Consider the following 23923-nt stretch of genomic DNA (forward strand, 5'->3'; position numbering starts at 1 on the left):
GCCAGGTAGTCGGCTCCAGCGGACAGGTAGTGGCTCACGGCCGATCTGAGACAGACGGACTATTGGTGTGCTGCCCGGTACCTTAGAATTTTCGCTGGATGCGCATCTGGATGCGTCTAACGGCGACCCTGGCGAAAGTTGAGCCTGCGTTGCAAATCCCGCATCGGTCTGTCGTTCGTTGCAAGTTGCCATTCTGCAGTTCGTTCCGCGCTATCGTACGTTTTAGTGCGCAATGTCGTGTTCGCAACACGCCTAGCGGCTGACTTTTGGCCAGAAGGGACGCGTCGCGCCTTGCGTCTTGCGTCACGTTGGTCGCACGTCGCACCCGTACCGGCCGTCAGGCCAGTGGCCCGGCTTTTGCTCCGCTGCGTGCCAACGACGTGCGGTCCCCCCTTTGTCGGGAATTGTCCGCTACGGAAGGCGTTATGCAACGAAGGGCGATGCCATGAAAAACTGGAATCCCGTGACGATCGAGGGGCTAGGCGCCGCCTCCGGCGCTCCTAATTTGACGACGGGCACAGCGTTGGCGGGCGAATACAGAACCGGTGCCAGGCGGAATGGTGATCTTCGTTATGTTTCAGCCGACGGGAGCGCCCTTGCCGAGACCACGCTCATCTCAGACCGACCCGAAAGCTTCACGCTTCAGAACGGTTTACAAGTCGTGGTGATACCGGATCACCGCACGCCCGTTGTGACCCAGATGATCTGGTACAAGGTCGGCTCCGCCGACGAGCCGCCGGGCAAATCGGGGATCGCGCATTTCCTCGAACACCTGATGTTCAAGGGCACGGCCAAACATCCACCGGGTGAATTCTCCCAGGCCGTGCTGCGGGCCGGCGGCCACCAGAATGCCTTCACCGGGGTCGACTATACCAGCTATTACCAGCAGGTGCCGCGCGAGCAGCTCGGCAAGATGATGGACTTTGAAGCCGACCGCATGACCGGCCTCAGTCTCAAAGAGCAGAACGTGCTGTCTGAGCGCGACGTCGTGCTTGAAGAGTTCAATATGAGCGTCGCCAACGATCCCGGTGCGCGGCTCACCCAGCAGATGACGGCGGCGCTCTACCTCAACCATCCCTACCGGCGACCTGTGATCGGCTGGCGGCAGGAGATCGAAAAGCTGGATCGCGAGGACGCGCTCGCATTTTACAAGCGGTTCTATGCACCGAACAACGCGATCCTGATCATCGCCGGCGACGTCGAGGCCGACGAGATCCGCCCGATGGTGCAGAACAAGTTTGGCGATATCCCCGCGCAGCCATCGATCCCCGCGCACCGCCGGCGACCGCAGGAGCCGACGCCGGCCGCGCCGCGCACCGTGACGCTGGCCGATCCCCGCGTCGAGCAGCGAGTGTTGTACCGCTATTATCTCGTGCCGTCGGCTCGGACCGCGACGCCCGGCGAGAGTCCCGCCCTTGATGTGCTCGCGCAACTGATGGGCGGCGGCGTCAACTCCTATCTCTATCGCGCGCTGGTCATCGACAAGAAGCTCGCGGTCAGCACCGGAGCGAGCTACGAGCGTATCTCGCTCGATCCCTCCCAATTCGAGATTTCTGCCATACCGAAACCTGGCGTCGAGTTCGACCAGATCGAGTCAGCCATCGAGGGGGTGATCGCCGGCATTGCGCATAATTCCGCGCGCGCAGAGGACCTCGAGCGGGTCAAAACACAGCTGATCGCGCAAGCAATCTATGCCCAGGACGATCACGAAATGCTAGCGGACTGGTATGGCCGCGGGCTCACGACGGGACTGAGCATCGACGATATCCGAGGCTGGTCTGACGGCATCTATGCCGTCGACGCTGGGCGGGTGCGCGAGGCCGCGCGGAAATGGCTCGACAAGAAGCGCTCAGTGACCGGCTATCTCATCAAAGAGTCAACGTGAAAGCACGGGGAGAAGCAATCATGGCCTATCTCTTCACACGGCGTGCGGTCCTTCTCGGCGGAGCCTCGCTCTCAATCGCGATGCCCACGTCGGCATCTGCGCGTTCCACAGCTAAGGCGCTTGCCGCAACCGAGATTCAGCGCTTGGTCTCACCTTCCGGTATAGAAGCCTGGTTCGTGCAGGACGCGAGCGTCCCGTTGATCGCGATGGAATTTGCCGTGAGCGGCGGCGCGACCCAGGACCCCACCGACAAACCGGGGGTCGGGCACATGGTTGCGAGCCTGCTCAATGAAGGCTCCGGTGATCTTGATTCCAAAACCTTTCACGAGCGGCTCGACCGTCGCGCCATTGAGCTGAGCTTTGGACCGACCCACGACCACTTCTGCGGTTCGTTGCGCACGCTCGAGGAGAACAAGGAGGAGGCCTTCGACCTGTTGCGGATGGCGTTAACCTCGCCCCGTTTCGACGCGGCCGATCTCGAACGGGTTCGTGCCAGCACGCTTGCGGTCCTTCGGTATGACTCGACCAATCCCTCATCGATCGCCGATCGCAAGTTCCTCGAAGTCGCCTTTCACGATCACCCCTATGCTCGCCCGACCGGAGGCACGATCCAGAGCATGCCGAAGATCGGGGTCGCGGATCTCAAGGGCTATGTTCGACGCGTGATCGCAAAAGACACGCTCAAGATTGCGGTGGTCGGCAACGTCGATCCACAGGTTCTCTCCAAACTGCTCGACAGGACCTTCGGCAGCCTGCCAGCCAAGGGGGAGTCGACGCCGGTCCCCGACGTGGTCGCAGCCAAGCCGCCGCAGCGCGTTTTCATCCCGCTCGATGTGCCGCAGACGGTTGTGACTTTCGGCGGCCCCGGCATCCGCCGCAGCGAGCCCGATTTCATGGCCGCTTATGTCGTCAACCACATCCTCGGCGGCGCCGGCCCGACGTCGCGGCTGTTCCTCGAAGTCCGCGAGAACCGTGGGCTGGCCTATTCGGTCGGTGAGCAACTGGTCTGGATGGATCGTTCGGCCATGTTTGTCGGCCACAGCGGCACCCGCACCGATCGCGCCGGTGAGACAGTCGAAGAGATCGAGAAGCAGGTCCGTCGCATCGCCGAGGAAGGCCCGACCCAACAAGAACTCGATAATGCAAAGTCTTACCTGAAGGGCTCGCAGATGCTGGCTCTCAACACATCATCAAAGCTTGCAGGAACGTTGCTGCAGCATCAGCTCGACAAGCTGCCGATTGACTATATCGAAAAGCACAACGCCGTCGTCGAGTCCGTGGCGTTGGGGGACGCCAAGAGGGCCGCGCGCCGGCTGTGGGGCCAGGGTCTGCTCACCGTTGTCGTCGGCCGCTCCCCAAGCTGAGCACCAGCGCCGGCGGCACGTATGTCGGCATGCTCTCGGCAATGGACCTGCTCTCATCACTAGTCGACTTTCCAACCCGAACACCGATGAGGAAAGGCTCGCTCCAGGTGGCCTCGATGAGCGCGAGCGTGCACGGCAGGGACGGGCCATACCGCGAGCGAAGGGGCGCGTCGAGGTCGATCCGGTTGACGCGGCCATCCTCCATGCCGATAGTCGGGCATCATCGCGATGAGGATCGGGGAAAAAGCTCCGGCCGTGGCGCGCGACAGTTTCGACGTCCGGCGCGAGGACAAGCTGGTCGGTCACGTCCGCCGACAAACTGAGGCCGTCCAGGATATCGAATCCGCTTACGACGAAGCTTGGATGTTGGATCCCGAATGGCCGCCCGGCTTCCGTACGCAGGGGCCCCACTCGTCGCCTGCACGAACCGGACGTCGTCTATACTTGGTCCCTTAATCTGTTTCGTGAGGGCCGCACGGCTCCAGACGATCGGTGCGATCCTTCGTATCGCCGAAACGGCCGTTTTCGCGCTACTGGAAGAGATCGGCGTAGGCCTAGCCGAATCGTGGCAAATGGGGCAATTCGGGTTCTCACAGCGTGTCAGGAGCGCGGCGGGGCGAGCTTTTATCCTCGTTGAGCAATTCCTGTTCGGCGAGCCGCCAGAATTCTTCGTCCCGTCCCTCCGGCTTGCCCGCCTTCTCCCAGAGCTGATAGGCACGTGCCGCTACCGCTTCGTCAATCCGTCTGTTCATCAGACTACTCCTGACCACTCAACGAATGGGAACTTGATGCGTTCCTACGTTTTGGACTGGCCATTGAACGAACCGCCGGTACCAGCTCTTTGGGCGCCCAGCAGCCAGCGGAATTGGCTGGACACCGTTCACGACCAGCCGGTGCGGATCTTCCCCTTCAAGCACATCGATCATGGCACAACGCTCAATGACGCTCGGCAAGGACAACGTTACTCGGAGTGTTTTGAAGCCGACGATCGGCATCAGGGAGCGCCCGTCCATAACGATCATCTCAGCTGCGCGATGATCTCATCGCCGGGCACTGTGCAGGGCTCGATGTCGGCAACGGACGAGCGCGCCAGTTCGGGCGAGGTCTCGACTCGGCTTTTCGTTTGAGCATGCCGGAAGATGGTCTATCCCGGATGCTACCGCAAATCCGTCAGCGCGCCCGCCACTGGCCTCCAACAAGCCTCTGCTTTACGTATTCGGCCTGCTCCTTCGTCAGCTTCTCAGCGAAGCCGTCCTCGAACCGAGCTGGGCCCTTGCATTCTCGATCATAAACCATCCAGCCTGTGGCTCCTTGCCGAACGAGGAACCGAGCCTGCAGAGGTGCTGGGTCTTCCAAGATGGCCTCCAACTAGCGGGTGCAATTTGCCATCCAGCTTCCGTGCTGCCGTCCCTGGATTGACGGAATTTACCGGCTGTAGTCACGATGTTAGAGAGCTTCACAGGAATAGGAGGTCTCAACATTATGGTGCAGTTCGTCCTTTTCATCGTGGCGGGGACATCTCTGTTCAGCCTGGCCGGATCTCCTTCGCGGTCAGATCACGCGCAGGGATTGATCCAAGACTGTCGGCGGCTCTTTGGTTTTGGTCCCTAAGAACGCGTCAACCTTTCCGGCGCGCTTGCCTCGGCCATCTACCGTCCTTGCGGCGCGTCATCCATGCTCTAGAGACGATCGTTGATCAGGCAGCTTGCTTTCTGGTCGTGCAGCATGTCCCTGGACTGGCGGGTCGCGCGAAGGGCGAGGCAGGCGATTAGAACGATCGTGAGGAGCGCGTAGTACCGTCATTCCATGTATCGACCTTGGGTCTGAAGAACTGCGGGCTCGACAAGATCGGATAGGGTTGTAGCCTTTCAGGGCGCCTGACGATGACGGGATACTCGATTGCAACACCTTCGGCGCGCGTTCCTCAAGCCAGTGTTCGGCGGGCCTCATTGGAGGCAAATACCTTGAGGTATTCTCCATCACCGACTTTCTTGCTTGCATCTACATGGATCCAAACCGTTTCATCGGTCTCTCTCGCGATTGTGCCTGCCCCCAATTGGGATCTGAGCTAAACTCGTGAACGTTGCGCGGGTTCAACGTTTGCGTGAGGACGCGGGGCAGGCCTAGTCGGTCCGGTACGAGAGCCGACAGGCCCGGACTGCGAAACTCCCAAACGACCCCCGGCGGAAAGAGCGCCAAGGGTCGCCAACCTGGTTTGGGGACAGGTCTTCTCCCGGTTTAGGGGCAGGGGCAACCGAGAGCAAGGAATCGACTCTACAGGCGCAATGAGGTTCCTAATCGGGCCGCGTGCCAATTTCCCGAGTTGTCAGGGACCGAAGCCGATTTCGGCGAGCCACTGTCTCCGACCTGCCCGTCGAAGGCGGGACTCCCAGATGACAGAACCCGAGACGTTTCCGGAGAAGAAAGCCGAACGGGCGTGGGCAACGGCGCAAAAAACCATGGCGGCAAGAAGAATGGGTCCGGTCAGGCACCGACGAGAGCCCGTCGCCGTCACGAAAGGGCGGCAGGCCTGACGGAAAATGTCGGCGACCCGACCGACCGCTGAGCGTTCCAGATCTGCCAAGAAGGCTGCCAGAAATAGCGAAGCCGTGCGGCATGAAGGAAACCACAATACCGACTTGCGAAACCTGCAGCAACGGCGCGCGTTTCATCAATAAGCTTGGACGCGCCCCTTGGTGTCCGTCCGGAGTACGAAGGACTGCTGTGCTGTTTTGACAGGCTCGCAGGTAGACGCTGGCGTCGGCCATCGACTCGTCTCCCGCCACCCAAATCGTCGGGACCTGTCCATATTGTCGCACTTTCTATGATGCTCAATGCTGTCTCTTCGCGTCACGAACGGCTGAAGTCACCAATTGCGCTCCGAGGGGTCCTGAGTTCGGTTTCGGGAGCATCCCAATTTCAGTTTCGACGGGCAGGACGACAAGAAGAACTCCGATGTGGATCTCCGACGAACTGGAAGTCCCGGCTGACGATATGGGCCGCCGTCCAGAGCAGGCGACCGCCGGGACCGAATACGCGCGTTGTGCTCGTTCGAGCGTGTGAGCAACTCAAACATTCGCGAAAGCGCTGAGACGAAACTCGGCACAACGCCGGCGACTTGGCCAAAGCCGCCACAAAGCAAGTTAAGGCCGAAACGCCCTTGGCGACGCGGGGCTCTCGCAGCGCGCGAAAAGCGGGGCGCGTGCCCTGCAGTGGAAGCTTCCGCTGCGGATCGGTTGACGTCGCCGGCGCGCGGCCGCAATCAGGACTGTGCTCTGGTCGCCAGTGCAGGACTATGAGGTGAGGTACGAATCAACAAACGGGCGGTCCGCAGGGGCCAGTGAAGCAGGCGGTGAGGAAAGTTGGCAATAGCCGCGAGCGGGTGGAGCGACGTCTGGACTCCCGCATGAAGGAGCGCAGCCGCTAGTTTCTCAATCCGCGAATTCGGTCACCGCTTGGCGTCGGGATGAGCGTCAATATTCGCTCTTGCCGCAGCCAGCGCCTCCTGACTGGTTTGGTAAGTCATTGTCCGGATGGTCTGCCCGCCGGTCAGAGGCGTGATCTCGACCAACGAGCCGCCGCCTGGTTGCTCGATGTGCCTACAGCGGCTCTCCCTACAAAGGAAAAGGCCGCCAACCGAGGCGGCCTTACAAGGCCGATATCAGAAGAGCGAACGAGGCGATGAGGATTGCCGTACTGATGGCCACCACGACCAAGGCTCTTTCACTGCTGCTCTGTAAATCTTCGTCATCCATTGCAGCGAAACGGCTGGTTCGCGCATGCCGTTCCTGTCGGGAGTCGTTTTATGCGCGGGTCGAACTGAGACGGCCTATCGCCTATCGTAGAGCGATGCGGGCTACGGCCGTTTCCGCGATGTCTTTCGGCTCGCCAATGCACGTCCTGCTGGCCTCGACAACCTTGCGGGCCACCATCTCGCAAAGCGGATCGTTACGATCAACCAGGCCCATCGAGCGTAGAGCGAGGTTGAAGGCCTCGTTTAAGATCTCAATTTCTTCCGGCGTATATTTGCCGCCTTCTAGCACGCGATTGATTGGCATTGGCCGTCCCCCGGCCAGAACGTAAGTTCCGTTTGTGGCATGGATCTCCGATCAGGATCGGAGCAGTTGCCGCCCGATCGGAATTGCCGATTCCAGGCGGGCGGAGGGGAGGAAGATTGCCCACGTTCGTGGGGCATTCGCTTTGTCTGCCTTAGACTCCTTTTTTCCCAGGACGGGTTTTCGGTGAGGCCGGGGGGCGGCGGTGGTCGCCGCCCGTGATGGCCTCCTCTATTGCGTGCTGATCGCGATGCGCTTGACGCCCGCTCGCGGATTCTCGGACTTCGGCAGTGAGATGGTCAGGATGCCGTTCTTGAACGACGCCTCGGCCTTGTCCTCCTCGACGTTCTCAAGCGCAATCTGCCGCTGGAACGAGCCGTAGTAGCGCTCGCTGAAGTATCTGCCTTCATCCTTGCGTTCGCTCTTCTTCTCGCCGCGGATCGTCAGCACCCCATTCGCGATTTCGACCTGGACGTCGTTCTCGGTCATACCGGGAAGCTCGGCCGATATCGTCAGCGCCTTGTCAGTCTCGCTGAGTTCAATCCGGGGCCAGCCGAATTGCCCTTCCATCAGCGGGGACAGGCCCGTTCCGCCGAAGCCGCGGAAGACATCGTCGAACAGTCGGTTCATTTCGCGATGAAGCGTCATGAACGGATCGCGGGTGCCGCGGGCCGGCGCGAGCTCCTGGTTTCTTGACCAGGGAATGAGATCACGAACTGCCATGGTTTTCTCCTTCGTTGCATGAGCCATGGAACGCGGCCACGCACACGCGCCGCGTTCCGCTGTCGCACCTCAATTAGGTGTCAGGCCGCCTTCTGCTCGATCGGCGAGGCGAAAGCGGCGCCGCTTCCGATCTGAATCCGGCGCGGCTTCATGGCCTCCGGCACCTCGCGGACGAGGTCGATGATCAGTAGTCCGTCGCGGAAGGAGGCCTCCTTCACCTGGACATAGTCGGCGAGATTGAACACGCGCCGGAACGGACGGGCGGAGATGCCCCGGTACAGGAACTCGCCGGCCGCGTTCTCGGGCTTTCTGCCCTCGACGGCGAGTGCGTTCTGCTCGGCCGTCACTGTGATGTCGTCGGCCGCGAAGCCGGCAACCGCAAGCGAGATCCGATAGTGGTCGTCGCCGAAGCGTTCGATATTGTAGGGGGGATAGTGGTCTTCGCCTGCCTGCCGCAGCGTGCTGTCCACGAGATCGACCAAGTGATCGAAGCCGATCGTGGAGCGCCACAGGGGCGCGAAATCAAAGGTGGTCCTCATAGCCAAGTCCTCCAAAGAGCAAGATGGATACAAGGAGCGCAAGGCAGGAGTCAGAGCGGGTCCGATACCCAGCCCGGCGCCCGCGCCGGACCCGTAAAGGCGTCCGGCACACCGCTCTCGCGGCGAAAAATGAGTTAGGAAAACGCAAGGGCGTTTCAAGGGGTGCGCAAAAAAAATTGCAAGGCGGCGACGTGATCTGTCGGAAGCACCCGCCGCCGCGATGGAGTGCGCCAGGTAGCCATTCCGGCCTGAATATATTGTGCAGGGTGAGATCCTCGCTGTCTCAACACCGAAAAGGACCGTGACGCCTGTCAGGAGTAACGACCCTGCTTGATGAAGATTTACTCGCATCCGCGCTCGCCGCAACACCGTCCAGCGCTATCATCGGCTGCTGGAGACGGGCCTGTCGGACATCGAGCGCCAGTTTGTCAAACAGCGGGTGGCACTCGACGCGCCTGCTGCGATATTTCTATGAGCCGATTGGGGATGTGCTGTACGTTGAGGACGAGTATCGCAAGCCGGCTATGCTCGATTCGAACGAGCGGAAGGCGATGTGTTGACGGGCGTTCTACCTCTGGTCTGGTTTGGCGTCTGAGCGTTGGATCCGGAAAATCTTCGGTCGGAGACTTGCATCTCCTTCCCGGAGAATAGGACGCGTGCGGCAGACCGAAGGCGCCCGTTTGCCTCACCACAATCCTGCCGTCCGTTTCGGGACGCTAGCATTCTTGTGGCGGTTGTGCGGTGTTTGGAATTTCCAAGTCCATCTAGACAAAGCCGCCGGTATCGGCGGGCTCTTAAGGATCGCCGTCACCGCCGATGCCGGCAGAGCTTGACAGCGCAGATCCTTATGGCGGTCTGCCTGCGAGGCAGAACAAGATCGCCCTAATCCACTGCAGCTTACTATCGCCCACCTAACGCGGGCATCCCTCATCGCGGCCGCTAGCACCACCGCGGCTATCGCGGAACTGGAGCCCACGGTGATTCTGATTTTCTTGTTCATCGACGGGAATGCCCTTCGTCAGCTGCTCGTCAGCCAGGAGACCTATCCAGACAGGGCGCGCATTCTCGACCATATCGGAGTTGGAATATGACGGGCATTGATCGATCTGGCCAATCGCACGGTGAGGCTGCACCCGCGAACAGCGCCCGGGGATCCTCCAGCCTCGTCCCCGGGGAAGGCAGCCAATTTTTCGACGCCGCCTTGGAGCGGATGCATTCTGGGCGGCAAGATCGAGCGACACCACATGCTAGCCACCCGCCAAGTTCGGCTGTGGCCGCCCCAAGAATCGGCGAAATCAAGGCAGCGAAGCGAAAGATTGGCCGCCTGCTTGAGAACTTTGATGTCAGCCGCAATGCGGCCATGCAAGCCCAAAGCCCTGAGCAGGCGCAAGAGCTGATCGATCAAGTCGTTGGCGCAGGATCGGAAGTTCTGGACTACTACGCAAGCCTGCGGCCGGATTTGGCGCGTCGCATCCTGCCCGACGATCAGGCTCGCCGACTCCGCGACGGGACGCTGGATGCGGGGAACCAATGTAACGTCGTGGCCACCCCGATTATCTACGGCTTTGAGAAGAGCAGGAAGAAGGCGGCTGAAGTTCTCGAAGATACGCGCAAAAGTAATGCGCCGTCCCATCAGCTGAGCCGAGTCGTCGCCGGTGTGTCGAAGCACTATATCGACTGCATGGAGTGGTGGGGAAAGAAGGCATTGCGCTCGGAGCGGATGCAGTCCGTCTGTGCAGCCACCGCTGACTTACCAAGCGCCTCGCCCGAAATGCGACAGGCCGAAGAGTCTACGCTACGGCTGCATACAGGCTGGGCACTGTATACGAAGTGCATGTATCTGCAATCGCGGATTGCTCTTGCGCAGGTCTTGATTGGGCCGCTGGCGAGCACGTTCCAACCAGCCGTGCGCGAGGCCCTCGTGGGTGAGGACGGGCGGGTACGTCTGCTCGGGACCTTCATTGAGGATGTCTTTCCGGCATTCCTCTCGGCGTCCGACGCTGTTCTGAACGGCGGAGGACGGCCACTCGATGCAGAGCACTGCGCTGTCCTTGAAGGGGTCATGGAGCGGCTTTCGGAGTTTGCTTTAGGCGTGCACGGCATCGTTGTCGGTCTAAAGGATGCCGGAACGGCGGGCGACCTGCCGTTGGAACTATTGGACCAGATCGTCGAAGGTGCGTGGGTCACGGCGCACGAAGTCATGCGGCTGATGGCAGTGCAGCCAAAGACGCCAGCCATGATTGAACCGCTGGCCGAGGCTGCGATAGCGCAAAATACTGCAGCGGCTGAAGGGAGTGCAGGGCGCAGAAAGGGGAAGGGCAAGCGCGCACCGGCCGCAGGCGAGGGCAGTTCGACGGGGCGGCCCGAGCCGCAGCTCGCCAAGCCCGACGCCGGCAGGGCCCCGACAGCCAAAGTTGTCGTGCTCTCGGATCTGGGCACGAAGAAACTCGCGAGCGTGGAGGAAGCACACGCGATCGCGTCTTCGTCGGCAACCGCACACCTGGCGATGTGGCAGGCTCCACCCTCTAGGAAGGCACTGACCGGACTGCTCTCTCGATTGGACGAACTCTTGGAGTTCGACCTGCCCGGTCAGCAAAGTGCCGTCTCGCAAACCCGCCAGATGAAACCCGAAGATGCCGACCACGTCGTTGGCACCGTCATTGAGCGCCTGCAGAGGCAGGCCGCTGAGAGTGAGGCCTGTGTGGCCGCGCTGGAGGAGCTCCGTCGCAGTGGCCTCCTCACGCCTTTGCAGGTGCGCGAAGTGCACAGCAAAATAGTACGACTCAAGGCGATGTTGTCTGAGGTGCAGGGTCAAGCAAACGCTTTGAACGCGCAAAGGACGGCGATCACAGTCGATTGCATGAAAACCTATGCGTTTCCCTCGCAGAATTACCTTGAACAATTGCAAGCGGCGGGGGAGTTGGCGCCTCCGGATCAACCGCGCGCGTTGAACGGCGATCCGGGGACGTTGTTCGAGATCAAGCTGCAGCCCAAGGCGTTGCGCAACCGCGCGATGCCGAGTCCGATGTGGGTGCACATCCATACAACGCGGCCGGTATCTGCGTGGCAGTTGGCGATGCTGGGTGACGCCGACTTCGCCGCTTGCCATGTGAAGTCCCATGAACAGCGCGGCTACAATCGGCACTGGCAGAACGCGCGAGCCGCGATGGGACACGAAAACGTCGTGATCCACCGCGGCAAGCTCACACCTGCATTCTGTAGATCTTTGTTGAATAACGCAGTTGGCGCCAACCCGTGGTATCGGTCTGCCGAGGCAGAATACGCGTCGATGCGGTTCTCTCGCCTCGGGATCTAGTTACCTGGCCGTCTCGCGGCAGAGTGCCACTTGTGGGCAGCCGTGATCACAGTATCCGGCGGCTATGCCGGGCTTCGCTTGTTCGCGGCGATCTGAGTTGTCGGCGGTGCGGTCTCGGGCATCATGAGCATGGCAAAGAGCCCGGCCGCGCTGGCGACAAGCATATACCAGGCGGGCGCCAGCGCGTTCCCGGTCACGTGGATCAGCCCGGCGACGACGGGCTGAGCTGTGCCCCCAAAGATCGCTATCGCAAAGGCATAAATCGTCGCGAAGGCGCCGCCGCGAATGTTCTTGGGTAAACCTTCGACGAGACTCACATAGAAGGCGCTATACGGAATGGTTCCGATGAGGGTGAGCGCGCCGAGACCTCCAAGAAGTGCGACGGCACTGCGGCTCTCTGCGATCCACAAGAACACGGGATAAGTCATCAGCAACGCAGTGATCTGCGGCCATATCATGACGTGCCGACGTCCGGCCCGATCCGCAAGCCAACCGCCCAGCAATGCGGCAGCGATTCCGACCGCATTACTGATGAGCGTGGTGGCAAAGGCGAGAGGCGCAGAAACTTGCAGGGTGTGCAGCGCATAGGTGGTCATATACTCCGTGACGTAGGTGATAATCGTGCAGCTCGCCAAAATGACGAATCCAAGGCTCATGATGCGGCGAGCGGCAGGCGATCTCTTGACAGACTGGACGACGGGAGCCGCCGCTTCGGGGCGGTGCAACGTTTCGGGCAAGGCGCTCCGCAGCCAAAATCCGAACGGCAGCGTAGCGGCGCCGAGCAGGAGCGCGATCCGCCATCCGTACGCATTGAGCGCCTCGCTTGTCATGGTCAGGGAGAGTATTTCTCCGACAAGCGCGCCGGCCGTTGCGGCGATCTGTTGGCTGGCAGGCTGAAACGAGACAGCAAGACCGCGCCCTTCGACCGGCGCCGCCTCCAGCAAATAGGCAGTCGTCGGGCCAACTTCACCGCCCAGCGCAAAGCCCTGCACCAAACGTGCGAAAATGACCAGCAATGGAGCGGCAATTCCCACTGCCTCGTACGAGGGCGTAAGCGCCAACACTAGGATCGCCGCGCTCATCATGGCAAAGCTGATGGTCATCGCGGGCCGCCGACCGGCCCGATCCGAGTAGGAGCCGAGCACCATAGCCCCGATCGGTCTGGTCACAAAACCCGCGCCGAACGTTGCGAGCGACAACATGAGGCTGGCGAACGAGTCGCTTGCCGGGAAGAACGCCTGGCCGATCTGGATCGCGAAAAAGCTATAGGTCCCGAAGTCGTAGAATTCCAGAATATTGCCGATAGTTGCTCCCCACACGGCGCGGCCGGTCAAGCGTTCGTCTGCCGGAACCAGGACCGGCTCCGGCTTCTCCCGAGTAAATTGGCTAGCCATCCTCGATCCGTCTGAAGCTCTAGTCGCGGCCGAACATTTCGACCAGTCAGGTCGCGCGCGTTGCATTTCACTTGCTCTACACGTCGTCTAGCTTGAGGTGGCCGGGCTCGGCGTTCCGGTGCGCGACACCTGGCTGACGCATGCCAGGACGAAGCTCACGGCGATGAGTGCAACAAAAATGCCCAGCTCTTGCGCCCCATTCAGACCTTGAACCGATCGCGGCGATCGCCAGCAAAAATGAATAGGAAAGGCGCTCTAATTGTCGGGCGGGGCAGTCGTTGTGCTCCCGCGCAATGGCGAGTTTGCGACAAAATTGTTGGGCGACGAACAGGCAGCGCCTGTTTTCACACAGAAGGGCCGCCGCGTGGTTGCAGCGTTCAACTGGTGGCGCACGGTGAACGCATCGCGCGATTTGGTCCGGTTTTTGCTCCGCTGCTTGCTAGTTGCGCGCAGGCCGCCTGCTTTGTCGGGTTGGTCCGCTGCAGAATGAAGGGGCTGTGTGCGATCAAAGACCATAGGAGCTCGCATTTTTTGACGGTACCATGAAAACGATCAACCTCGCCCGGTGCCGCAGGGATCAGGCGATAATGTTCGGTCAGGCTCGGCGGGTCGCTAAGGGACAAGCGTGATGCGCCAGGGGGTGAGCTCCAGGACGTTGAAAATCAAAGTTACGAGCAATGGGGGCGCGCCTCCGTGAGTGGATTTGGTTTCATCACGGCCGACCCAAGGGGAAATAGCCTTCCTTTCGTATTGAGTTCTGCCATCAGGTCTGACCGCCAGGGCGAGCGGCCGACGTCTGGGCAATGACGGCTTTGCTTCGCTCGCGCATCTGCGTGCACGCGCGTTCGAAATTGGATGGCAAAGCACGCTCGCAATCAAACGCCTCCAATAGGAGGTGTAGTATGAAGACGAAGACAACTTACGACCATCTTGCTTGCGGATAATGCGTTGCTGAGCTCGCCCGGTAGGGCGGTTGAAACTTGCGATGTCAGCGATTCCAACGGCGTGCCGGAGCGTTCACTGCGGAATTTGGTGCAATGGGAAACAGACCATTCCCTTGCGGCGATACGGCATTGGGCCGCGGCTCAAGCCGGACTCAAACATCATCTGAAGGGAGCACTCAGGAACAGGTCACTGGAGACAAAAGGCCGACGATGGCCTTACTCAAGCGGCCAATGGGGACGCATGTCTGCAGCACAACTTAAACCAAATTGCCTCCGGCAAACTTGGAGCGCTTCACTCGGTCGTTAGGTACAGATCCTAGGATGTTCCAGAAAATCGAATACAATACTGATGCGCTCGGCAGCACGTTTGAGCGTTTGACGCGAATTGAAGCCCTCGCCCGTCGCGGAGACTCTAATGCTGAATCTCTGAAGATCGATGCCAAGGCGTTCGAGCGCGCAATAATAAGCTCATTGCAGCGTTCGGGAGACCAGCTGGTAACCAATCTTTCGTCAAAGGCAGTGAATCGCGTGCTGCGGAACGAGCGCTTGGGGGAGATTGGTCCCGCGGCGCTGATTTGTGAAGTGGTGACCGAAAAGTCTATTCGAAAAGGCTTCATCAGCGAGGCGGGCCGATACGAGCGATGCTGCCAAATCTCTCGTGTAATTGAACGAAATGGCGAGGTCGAGTTCGCAATTTTGCTCCTCCCATTTCGGACGTCAACGCCGCTGAAGAACCGTGGAACACTTCCCGACATGGGAGAGTTTTATACTCTGATGTTCCTCTACAGCTTGTCACGTGCGTGCCACGTCGCGCAGAAGAAGATGGCAAAGCTGATCGAAGATGTCGCCAAACGGGTAGGAGACGGCGCCCGCGAATGCGCTCAATCGGCTGCGACAGACGAGAAGTGCGGCGTAAAGCATCTCTTTGAAGCAGCCATCCAGGAATGTGAGAAGCTTATTAAAAACCCAAAAGAATGCGCTGCGACTCGAAAGTTCCTTCGGAAGGCTGCGGCGAATCCTCCGATCCTTCAAGTAAACCATGAACCCACTTTTGTTCGTCTACTCGTCGAGCTTGCGGTATCGTCCATTCCAATACGCAGCTGGTTCTCGTTTAAAGACGCTCCTGTCATACCGGTGCGAATTCTTGCATGTCGTGATGCCGGGCGCTATCCCTGCTTCGACACAGTTTCGTTGGAACAAATCGCTGAATATCGCGAAGTCCTATCTGATGCGTTAGAGGCATTCTCGATTGATCAACGATTCTTCCGTCTTATTGATTACGCGGAAATTAAGAAAAGCATCCAAGACACATCTGGTCACAAAGCGGCCATGCGTTACTACGCTAAACGCAAAGCTGCCTTCCTATCGGATGTCGAGAGAATTCTACCCGCTATATGGTCCACGCGCGGACGCGATGAAATGCACAAAGAACTATCCGAAATTGATGAGGAGGGAGTGTTAAGACCTCTCTTCGAGCCAATTTTATTTTCTCTCGAACATTCTTGCATATCTGATGCTGCGCGCCAAACCGGGCTGGACGAGAAGCGGCTCTACGTCGAAGCCATGCAGACAATATACCTGCCTCAGGATGATGAGAAGCTCGAGCGATTGCGTCGGCGGTTGATTGACGAATCCTTGCGGGGAGCCGCTTTATATTGCTCGGCATATGAGGCCAATACAGGTTCGAAAAATCCGGTAGGCTTCGATGATGTCGCCGCGGTGTTTCCGAATGCACTGCGTATGTCAATCCACCAAAAACCGGAATCTTCTGGCCATTTTACCGTTCACGTGAGTCCAACGAGGAAGCGTACTCCTTGGCACGGCACGGCCACCCTTACGACCGGCCGAACCCCAGATGAGACCTGTATCGCAATTGATCTAGCGGAGTACCTCGAATCAGCAGGTGCACGCGGCGTGGTCGTATGTGGCAATGAAGAAGGCTTGCTGGCTCGACACATCCGCGCCAAGCAGCCGGTCGTTTACCTATCTCCAACGATCTCTGCATCTGACGCTCAAGCGCTCGTGGAGCTCTTAGAGGGCACGTCCCTTGTTGCGAATGGATGATCAGATAAGTGGACTGAAGTGGGTCTGGGACTTACCGCTGAAGAACTCGATGAAGGCGTTATCCGGCATGATGTGGCCGATGTCCCGGTTTCCAGACTCGATCTGGCCCATTAGCGTAGACCGATCCGGGCCTCGGGCCACCGGGAGCACGCACGTGCGGGCAAGCCGTCGCACTGACATGAACTGCGAGTGCGAGGTCGTTATTTGGCCGCCCCTGCGACTAGCCCGGATGCGCTGCGAGCGTGGATCCGTAATTGTCGTGTTGCCGGCAGCTCCCTGTCGCACTGACCATGGAGGGAGAGATGCGCATCATTGGCATGGACATCCATCGCGTGGCAGCCGAGGCCGTGGCGCTGCTCGAGAGTCATCTAACCAGCTCGGCCGCATTCCCATAACCCGTGACAGCTTGGAGGCTTTCGCCAGGAAGAACTCACCCATGACGATCACGTGGTTGTCGAGGCGACCGGCAGTGCCGCGGCCGTTGTCGTAGTTCTGGCACCGTATGTCGACCGTATTGTCATAGCCAGCCCGATGCAGATGCGGTTGATCGCACGCGCGAAGGTCAAGAGGGATGCGATTGATGCTACCGGGCTCGCACAGTTGTACGCCACCGGATCTCTTCCGGAGGTCTGGGTACCCGATGAGCGCACTATGGCCCTGCGACGGCGAGTGGCGCGCCGTACGCAGCTCGTGCGTCAGCGGGTGCGCTTGAAGAACCTCATTCAGTCGATCCTTCACGCCCACCTCATTCGGCCCTGTCCGCACCTCAACCTTGGAAGGATTGGCGGTCGCAGGTGGATCGCCGCCCAGGTAGGACCTGCCGACGAGCGTGCCGCAATCAAGCGGCACCTGGCGCAGATCGACCTGGTCCAGGGGGCGTAGAAGGAGGTCGAGGCGGATATCGCGCGTGAAGCGATGTTCGATCGGGTCGTCCGGCGGCTGATGATGCTGTCGGGTGTGGATATGTCGGTGGCTTCGGGCGTGGCCGCTGCCGTCGGTGACATTCGGCGCGTTGCCGATCCGACCAGACTGGTGAGCTACCTGGGGCTAAACCCGGTTGTGAGGCAGTCTGGCGAGGGCCGCTTACCATGGCAGGATCACCAAGCAGGGCCGCCGCCAAGCTCGCGGAATGCGCGTCGAAGCAGCATGGGCTGTCGCCCGTTCGCCGGGACCGCTACGTGCATTCTTCCAGCGTGTGGCTTCACGACGCGGCAAGCACATCGCGGCAGTCGCGACGGCGCGGAAGCTTGCGATGATCATCTGGCATATGCTGACCAGTAGCGCTGATTACATCTAGACGAGGCCGGCCTGCTGGCACGCAAGTTCGGAACATCGAACTGCGCGCTGGGCTACCCACCAGCCATGCCCAGCGTGGATCGTATTATGATTACAACATCCCCCCGAAGAGGGCTGAGGAACGAGGACGCGACGCCGAGAAGGAGTATACGCGGTGGCGGGCAAAGCCGCGATCCCGACAAAGCAAGGCTTTTGCGACATGGGGCTTGTCGACAACGTCCGTGTCGGTTGGCTTGCCGGGCCGCGAGAAGTCCAGCGTGACGACGCGCTGGTAGGCCCACATGTCAAGATCGCGCGACACGAACTCGCTGCCTTGATCGAGGCGGATCGTCGCCGGGAAGCCCGCTTCCTTGCAGGCCCTTTTCCAGCACCGCAACGACGTCGGCGCCGCGGAAGGTGAACCGTGGCGCCAGCGCCGGTGAGAACCGCGACAAGATATCGATGATCGTAAGCACGCGAAGCTTGTATCCTGTTGCCACTGGTTATGGACGAAGTCCATCGCCTAGGTCTCGCTGGATCGCGTCGCCGGCTTGCGGTCATCGTGCAGCTTGGCCTTGACGAGGCGCTTGGGCGCTTTGTAGCGCAATTGCAGAGCCCAACTTGCGGTAGACGCGCCGGGTCTTGTTCTAGCCGTCGCGCCATCCTTCACGACGCAGCAGCACGTGAACGCGGCGATAGCCGTAGCGAATGCGGGCATGACAAATCTCCTTGATCTTCTGTTCGAGGGCAGCCTGTCTGGAACGACGGGACTTGTATTGGTAGGTCGAGCGGTCAAACTCCGGCGCCGCGCAGGCTCTGCGGATCGAGACCTGCCACTCGCCACAGACCTCGTCGACCAGCTTGCGCTTCCGGCCAAGCCTCATAGCCTTCGGCGGATCACGTCCTGTAGCATCTCTTTATCGAGCGACAGGTCCGCCACCAGCTTCTTCAGTTTGCCGTTCTCTCCTCGAGCTGTTTCAGCCGTCGCATCTCCGTCGGCAGCTGTCCGAAGGGGCGACGGGCAATGCGTTCAACCAAATTGCGGCCGATGGAAGAGAAGGACGCGGCCTTCGGATAGGCTTTCGGCCGTATAGGGCTGACCGTGGATCAAAAAGCGGGTCATTGGGACATCCCGGCTCGGCAGAAGGTCCAAGTTTCGGAGCATGTCGATCACGATAGGCGAAGCCTCTCGGGGGCCGTGCCTCCAGTCGTCGCCGAACAACTCTCCGAGTTCAGGCAGTTGCGGGGACGGTTGATGGCCCGATCCCGATGCGGCAGACGGCGGTGGAAGATTCGGTGCCAGCGGAGAAGGAGCGTCCCTTCGCAATTCGAACGACACGGGCGGATCAAACCCGGGTGCAAGGGCGCGGTAGATATGCTGGGTAGCCGTCCGCCCCACAAGTGCAGCGTCACCCGAAAAAGCGAGCCTGGGGTGATGAATGAGTTGAACGTCGTTGGATCCTCTCGGCCCCAACACAGCCGTGTAGCGTTCGCCGGCAATCTCATAGTTCATCACCGGATGTTCCGCAACAGGCAAGAAGTCCCACTTGCCCAACGTGGAAAGCATCATGTCGGGGGCCAGTTGCGTGCAATGGCGAAAATCCTTGGGCACGGCGAACGAAACATCAAATGTATCACCAACAGCAGGAGACCGCAGATGGATGAGCTGAACATCGCTGCGCCCACGCGGTCCTAACACGGCCGTATAGCGTTCACCGTGAATGTCGTAGGTTTTTACGCGCTGTGCTGCATCCGGTAGCAGACCCCAGCGGCCGAGCTTGGAGCGCATCATGTCCGGCGCAGGCTGTGTGCCATGGGAGAAATCCTCGGGAACGGTCAAGGACGCATCAAAGCTCTCGCTGGCTACGGCGGAGGTCGGATCAAGCGTGGCCGGGACCGCAGCATCTCGATCCATCATCCGTCCAAAGTCTTCTTCAAAGAGAGGATTCTGCGGCCGTGAGCTGGGCTGCCAGATCGCGGCATCGAAAAGATCCGCTCGAAGAACGCTTTGCACGGGCAGTTGGGTGGCTGGTCCCATCGCCGCCCAAACCTCGGATGCATCGAGACCGAGAGCAGGCACAGCGCCGTTCCGATCCGCGGCATCGAACAGCTCTCCTTGAGCGACACTTTGTGCGGGAGGGCAGGCAGCTGAGTTGGTCCCTGGCCAAAGCCCACGAGCGCCTGGTTGATTGAACGGCGTGGCTGGCAGCAGGCCCTCGCGATCTGCGGCATCGAAAAGCTCGTCCTGGGCGACACTTTGCACGGGCGAGTGGGTGGCGTAACGCATTCCCTGCCAAGGGACCGGCGCATCGAAGGTAGCGTCCGGAAGCACGCTGCTCCGATCCACAGCGTTGAAAAGCACATCCCGGGCGCCACGTTGCGCGGGAGAATGAGCGGCTAAATCCATTCCCTGCCAAGCCTGCGGAGCATTGAAATCGTCGGCCAGCATGGGGCCGTCTTGGTCTGCAGCGTCCCCCGAAGACTGCGCACGATCAAAAAGCTGCACGGGCAAATCGGCGGTAGGCTGCATTGGCAGGCGCGAGACGCCTCCTTCGCCACCCAAATTGTCCGGTCCGGCGATCGCGCGGTACTCGCTCAGCCTATTCAACGCGTAGATGACTTTCTTGTCATTCGGAAATAAAGCGTCGGCATGGCCGAGCAGCGCTTTGTCGCTGAGCTTGGCAATTGACAAAGGTCGAAGGGCTGCTGCTAGCTTCCGAAGGCAGCTAGCATAATTTCCGGCAGTCTTTGCGTCGATGGTTCGACCAAAGCCTGCTGCGGTCGCCTCTCTGATGAGCCGAGCGTCTTCCTTGGACGGACGGTAATGTGTTGCGAGAGCGCTGGCGCTCCGCTCGCGGTACTTGCTAACCAGCGACAATGCGGCAACGATGACCTTGTCTGTTGGCAGTAGCTTCTTGGAGCACTCAAGCAACGTATCGTCATCGAGCCCAGCAATCGACTGGCCAGACTGCTTCAGCGCCTCGGCCAATTTGCGAAGCCGACGGTCGTAAATTTCGACGGTGGTCGCATTCGGCGGTGGCCCTCGCTTGAGAGCAGCGCCAGAGGCTGCTTGGATGAGGCGATCGTCTTCTTCAGTGATGTCATGAAGCTCCCTATGAGGATATATCGGGCCGAGCTGTCGCGCCTCTCCCAAGTGTTGCTCAAACGCCACTTGCGGTCGTTGCGACTGTTCCACGGTGGCATCGGACGCAACGGAATCGTTATCGGCAGGATTGATCGTGTTGTATCGGTCCATGGTGCATTCAGTCCGCTGGCATCGCTTCCTCGTTCTTTCGCTACTCACGTTAGCTTTCCAAAACCTGACGTGGCCGAGCGGAAAGATAGAATGAATGATGGCCAGCAAGTGCCTTCTCCAAAGCGTAGCAGCATCGTGCGTGCCGCCAGAAAAAGCGCCAGCTGCCAAAAGAGCGTCTTCAACTGAAGATTTGAGGCATTGGCTCCTGACGATGGCGATCGCCTTGATCTCGATTGCGGCGATCACAGGGCTATGATCGCGACGACTGGGATGTCACTCGGCGGGCTTTCGAGTGGTCGGAGGTCCGGGCGGGGCGACGTATCGCTCGCGCCTTCAAATGAATTAGATATTCATTCCGGTGGCATCGGAACCGTGAATTGAGCGCACTCTTGTGCGCTCCTGACCAGTTTTCGTAGAAATGTGAGTTTTCAATGAAGCTCGCAAATTCCGCTTTCTGGTCGATGGCCGCGAGAATAGTCGCGTAACGAAGCCATTCTTATACCAAGTCGGTCATTACGTGTTCGGTTTTTGACGCCGGTGCCGACACACAGGGCAGAACGGCAGCAGCCATCGGAGCAGTCTCCGCGGCGGCCAACCTCGGGCCTCTCTCGACCTCCAACCCGCCGCAAAGCCGGCGCAGCCTCCCTCTTTCTTTTTCCGGCGGCTTTACAAAATCACGGCGAAGACACGCGTTACTTTGGGAGGCCTCGGACCGAGTTTGCAGCAAGCGGTTGAAGGTGATTGTTCCGGTGCTGATCGAGGCGATGGAACGACATGGTCAGCTAGTCGAAAATCCGGCGTGTGAAGACCGGCGTCTCCATCGAGGAGCTGGCAGAATATCCCCCGCTGTACCTTGCTCCACGCTACTCGCCATCTTCACCATCGGCTTGTTCTGTTGGCTGGTGTTCCTGTTTGCTGCTTTCGCACTACCAGCAACGGTGTGTTGATCGGAGGCCGGAAATGAGCCTGATCCCCTATTCCCAGAAAGATACGCCGCCGGGCTCGAAATACGTTGTCCCGACGGCGCCCTGTTTCAAAGCTGGACGTGCAATTCCAGCAGCGAGAGATTCAGCAAGGGATATGCCACGCGTTAACTTCGCCTGATGTGAGGGCTGGCGGGTCAGAACGTTTGCTTGCGTCAGGCTGGAACGAAGTACCGCGCGAGTGCAGTCTCGGCTCTGGCCCCAAGCCACGCAAACTCTCCTGGCGACGATAGAATCTACTGCCGAGGTCCGGGGTTCAGGCGGCCAATGAGAGCGTTTCAGGTTTGATAGAAGCGTATCCTGCATTTTGGAAATAGTTGCTGCATTCGTTGGGCTGGATGGTTGAGATAAGGCCGCCGATATGGCGGCAAATATCGTCGATCGCGAGCTTCTGGGCGGAACGCATCCAGTGCTTGATCTTGGCGAGGGTCTGTTCGATCGGATCGAGGTCTGGCGAGTATGGCGGCTGGTACCAGAGTCTGGCGGCGGCGGTTTGATCAGGCTGCGCAGGACAGCGGACTTCTGGCTGCCGAGTTGTCTGAGAGGGCAGCCAGATCGGTTCCGGAGCGAGATCGTAGCCGCAACCGGTCCTGCGGACGCTGCTGAGTACCATTGAACAGAGCAGACCAGCGCGTCTCGGGCAGGCGGGCAAAGCGAAGATCAAGGACGTCTACGACATCCAGGCATTAGGGGGCTACTACAAGATTCGGTAGATGGCTAAGGCCAACTTGAGGTCCTAGGGTCCGGCCGCCTTCCCCGCCGATCATCATCGATGAACAGAGTGAAGGCAACTGCACGTGAAGCCGCTGCCCGTAGCGCCTGCCGGTCACCTTCCGCCCTTCGACCGCTTAGAGAGTGAAGTGCCACCGTGTCCGAACAACCCTTGCCGACGCTGCCGATGTGGCGCGTCGATCACATCGAGCCCTCGCCCGAGATGTTGGCGCTACGCGCCAACGGTCCGATCCATCGCGTGCGTTTCCCGTCCGGGCACGAAGGCTGGTGGGTGACAGGCTACGACGAAGCCAAGGCGGCGCTATCCGACGCGGCGTTCCGGCCGGCGGGAATGCCGCCGGCGGCATTCACCCCGGATTCGGTGATTCTCGGCTCGCCGGGGTGGCTGGTCTCGCACGAGGGGGACGAGCATGTCCGGTTACGCACGATCGTGGCGCCGGCCTTCAGCAACCGCAGGGTAAAGCTGCTGGCGCAGCATGTCGAAGCGATCGCCGCGCAATTGTTCGAGAACCTGGCGGACCAGCGCCAGCCCGCCGACCTAAAGCGCCACGTCTCGTTTCCGCTTCCGGCCATGGTCATCAGCGCGCTGATGGGCGTGCTCTACGAGGATCACGCCTTTTTCGCCCGGCTATCCGACGAGGTGATGACGCATCAGCATGAAAGCGGCCCGCGCAGCGCGTCGCGCTTGGCCTGGGACGAACTGCGCGCCTACATTCGCGGCAAGATGCGGGACAAGCGCCAGGATCCGGGCGACGACCTGCTGACGGATCTGCTCACGGCGGTCGACCAGGGCAAGGCAACCGAGGAAGAAGCGATCGGCCTGGCGGCGGGCATGCTGGTGGCGGGGCACGAGAGCACCGTCGCGCAAATCGAATTCGGCCTGCTGGCCATGTTCCGCCATCCGCAAGAGCGCGAACGCCTGGTCGGCGATCCATCCCTGGCGGATAAGGCGGTGGAGGAAATCCTGCGCATGTACCCGCCGGGCGCGGGCTGGGACGGCATCATGCGCTATCCGAGGACCGACGTGACCATCGCGGGCGTGCATATTCCCGCGGAGAGCAAGGTGCTGGTCGGCCTGCCGGCAACGTCGTTCGATCCGCGCCATTTCGACGACCCGGAAATGTTCGACATCGGCCGCGAAGAAAAGCCGCATCTGGCGTTCTCCTACGGGCCGCACTCCTGTATCGGCGGGGCGCTGGCCAGGCTGGAACTCAAGGCGGTGTTCGGTTCGATCTTCCAGCGCTTTCCCGCGCTGCGCCTGGCCGTGGCGCCCGAAGAACTGAAGTTGCGCAAGGAGATCATCACTGGCGGGTTCGAGGAGCTCCCGGTGCTCTGGTGATGCGCGGACGCCGCCGGGGATCGCGATCTTCTCAGCGATTTGCCGGCGCGCCTG

The 23923-nt window shown here is 60.3% G+C and carries 14 protein-coding genes and 2 pseudogenes; 8 read left to right on the plus strand and 8 right to left on the minus strand.

Annotation, left to right across the window (positions count from 1 at the left end; translation table 11 throughout):
• Window positions 1-613: 613 nt before the first annotated feature.
• Complete coding sequence (locus P6U30_RS09970; protein WP_280978222.1) at window positions 614-1885, plus strand: pitrilysin family protein; 1272 nt, start codon at window positions 614-616, stop codon at window positions 1883-1885.
• An 80-nt stretch (window positions 1886-1965) separates the two neighbouring features.
• Window positions 1966-3249: a pitrilysin family protein gene (locus P6U30_RS09975; RefSeq protein ID WP_280978221.1), complete on the plus strand. Its 1284-nt coding sequence runs from the start codon at window positions 1966-1968 to the stop codon at window positions 3247-3249.
• Between the two features lie 590 nt (window positions 3250-3839).
• Here the strand turns inward: P6U30_RS09975 and P6U30_RS09980 are convergent.
• The gene (locus P6U30_RS09980) at window positions 3840-4001 is read right to left on the minus strand and encodes a DUF2934 domain-containing protein (RefSeq protein WP_280973359.1); all 162 of its coding nucleotides are present in this window, start codon (window positions 3999-4001) and stop codon (window positions 3840-3842) included.
• A gap of 63 nt (window positions 4002-4064) precedes the next feature.
• Here P6U30_RS09980 and P6U30_RS09985 point away from each other — a divergent pair, with 63 nt between their 5' ends.
• Complete coding sequence (locus P6U30_RS09985; RefSeq protein ID WP_280990708.1) at window positions 4065-4376, plus strand: hypothetical protein; 312 nt, start codon at window positions 4065-4067, stop codon at window positions 4374-4376.
• Window positions 4377-7085: 2709 nt separating this feature from the next.
• Here the strand turns inward: P6U30_RS09985 and P6U30_RS09990 are convergent.
• From P6U30_RS09990 to P6U30_RS10000, 3 genes are all read right to left on the minus strand, one after another.
• On the minus strand, window positions 7086-7307 hold the full coding sequence (locus tag P6U30_RS09990; protein ID WP_280973357.1) for a hypothetical protein: 222 nt from the start codon (window positions 7305-7307) through the stop codon (window positions 7086-7088).
• Window positions 7308-7535: 228 nt separating this feature from the next.
• The gene (locus tag P6U30_RS09995) at window positions 7536-8027 is read right to left on the minus strand and encodes an Hsp20/alpha crystallin family protein (RefSeq protein ID WP_280973356.1); all 492 of its coding nucleotides are present in this window, start codon (window positions 8025-8027) and stop codon (window positions 7536-7538) included.
• A gap of 80 nt (window positions 8028-8107) precedes the next feature.
• Window positions 8108-8566, minus strand: coding sequence for an Hsp20 family protein (locus P6U30_RS10000; RefSeq protein ID WP_280973355.1), 459 nt, complete (start codon window positions 8564-8566; stop codon window positions 8108-8110).
• Window positions 8567-9653: 1087 nt separating this feature from the next.
• Between P6U30_RS10000 and P6U30_RS10005 the strand changes: the two genes are divergently transcribed.
• Window positions 9654-11882 (plus strand): hypothetical protein, encoded by a 2229-nt coding sequence (locus tag P6U30_RS10005; RefSeq protein ID WP_280973354.1) that lies wholly within the window; start codon window positions 9654-9656, stop codon window positions 11880-11882.
• A gap of 62 nt (window positions 11883-11944) precedes the next feature.
• Here the strand turns inward: P6U30_RS10005 and P6U30_RS10010 are convergent, their stop codons facing one another.
• Window positions 11945-13276, minus strand: coding sequence for an MFS transporter (locus P6U30_RS10010; protein ID WP_280973353.1), 1332 nt, complete (start codon window positions 13274-13276; stop codon window positions 11945-11947).
• Between the two features lie 1265 nt (window positions 13277-14541).
• Between P6U30_RS10010 and P6U30_RS10015 the strand changes: the two genes are divergently transcribed.
• The 3 genes from P6U30_RS10015 to P6U30_RS10025 all read left to right on the plus strand — a co-directional run bounded on the left by P6U30_RS10015 (window position 14542) and on the right by P6U30_RS10025 (window position 17565).
• On the plus strand, window positions 14542-16284 hold the full coding sequence (locus P6U30_RS10015; RefSeq protein ID WP_280973352.1) for an L-tyrosine/L-tryptophan isonitrile synthase family protein: 1743 nt from the start codon (window positions 14542-14544) through the stop codon (window positions 16282-16284).
• A 447-nt stretch (window positions 16285-16731) separates the two neighbouring features.
• The gene (locus P6U30_RS10020) at window positions 16732-17166 is read left to right on the plus strand and encodes a transposase (RefSeq protein WP_280973351.1); all 435 of its coding nucleotides are present in this window, start codon (window positions 16732-16734) and stop codon (window positions 17164-17166) included.
• Window positions 17167-17247: 81 nt separating this feature from the next.
• Window positions 17248-17565, plus strand: coding sequence for a transposase (locus P6U30_RS10025; RefSeq protein WP_407152474.1), 318 nt, complete (start codon window positions 17248-17250; stop codon window positions 17563-17565).
• Window positions 17566-17788: 223 nt separating this feature from the next.
• Here the strand turns inward: P6U30_RS10025 and P6U30_RS10030 are convergent.
• The 3 genes and pseudogenes from P6U30_RS10030 to P6U30_RS10040 form a co-directional block, all read right to left on the minus strand.
• A pseudogene (locus P6U30_RS10030) lies at window positions 17789-18567 on the minus strand (DDE-type integrase/transposase/recombinase); the annotation flags it as partial.
• 22 nt (window positions 18568-18589) lie between these two features.
• Window positions 18590-21061 carry a hypothetical protein gene (locus tag P6U30_RS10035; protein WP_280973349.1) on the minus strand — a complete coding sequence of 824 codons (2472 nt, stop codon included), beginning with the start codon at window positions 21059-21061 and terminating at the stop codon, window positions 18590-18592.
• A gap of 993 nt (window positions 21062-22054) precedes the next feature.
• Window positions 22055-22332: pseudogene (locus P6U30_RS10040) on the minus strand (transposase); the annotation flags it as partial.
• A gap of 334 nt (window positions 22333-22666) precedes the next feature.
• Here P6U30_RS10040 and P6U30_RS10045 point away from each other — a divergent pair.
• Window positions 22667-23869, plus strand: coding sequence for a cytochrome P450 (locus P6U30_RS10045; protein ID WP_407151079.1), 1203 nt, complete (start codon window positions 22667-22669; stop codon window positions 23867-23869).
• Window positions 23870-23923 lie beyond the last annotated feature (54 nt).

The organism is Bradyrhizobium sp. ORS 111, assembly GCF_045571485.1.
Classification (GTDB): Bacteria; Pseudomonadota; Alphaproteobacteria; order Rhizobiales; family Xanthobacteraceae; genus Bradyrhizobium.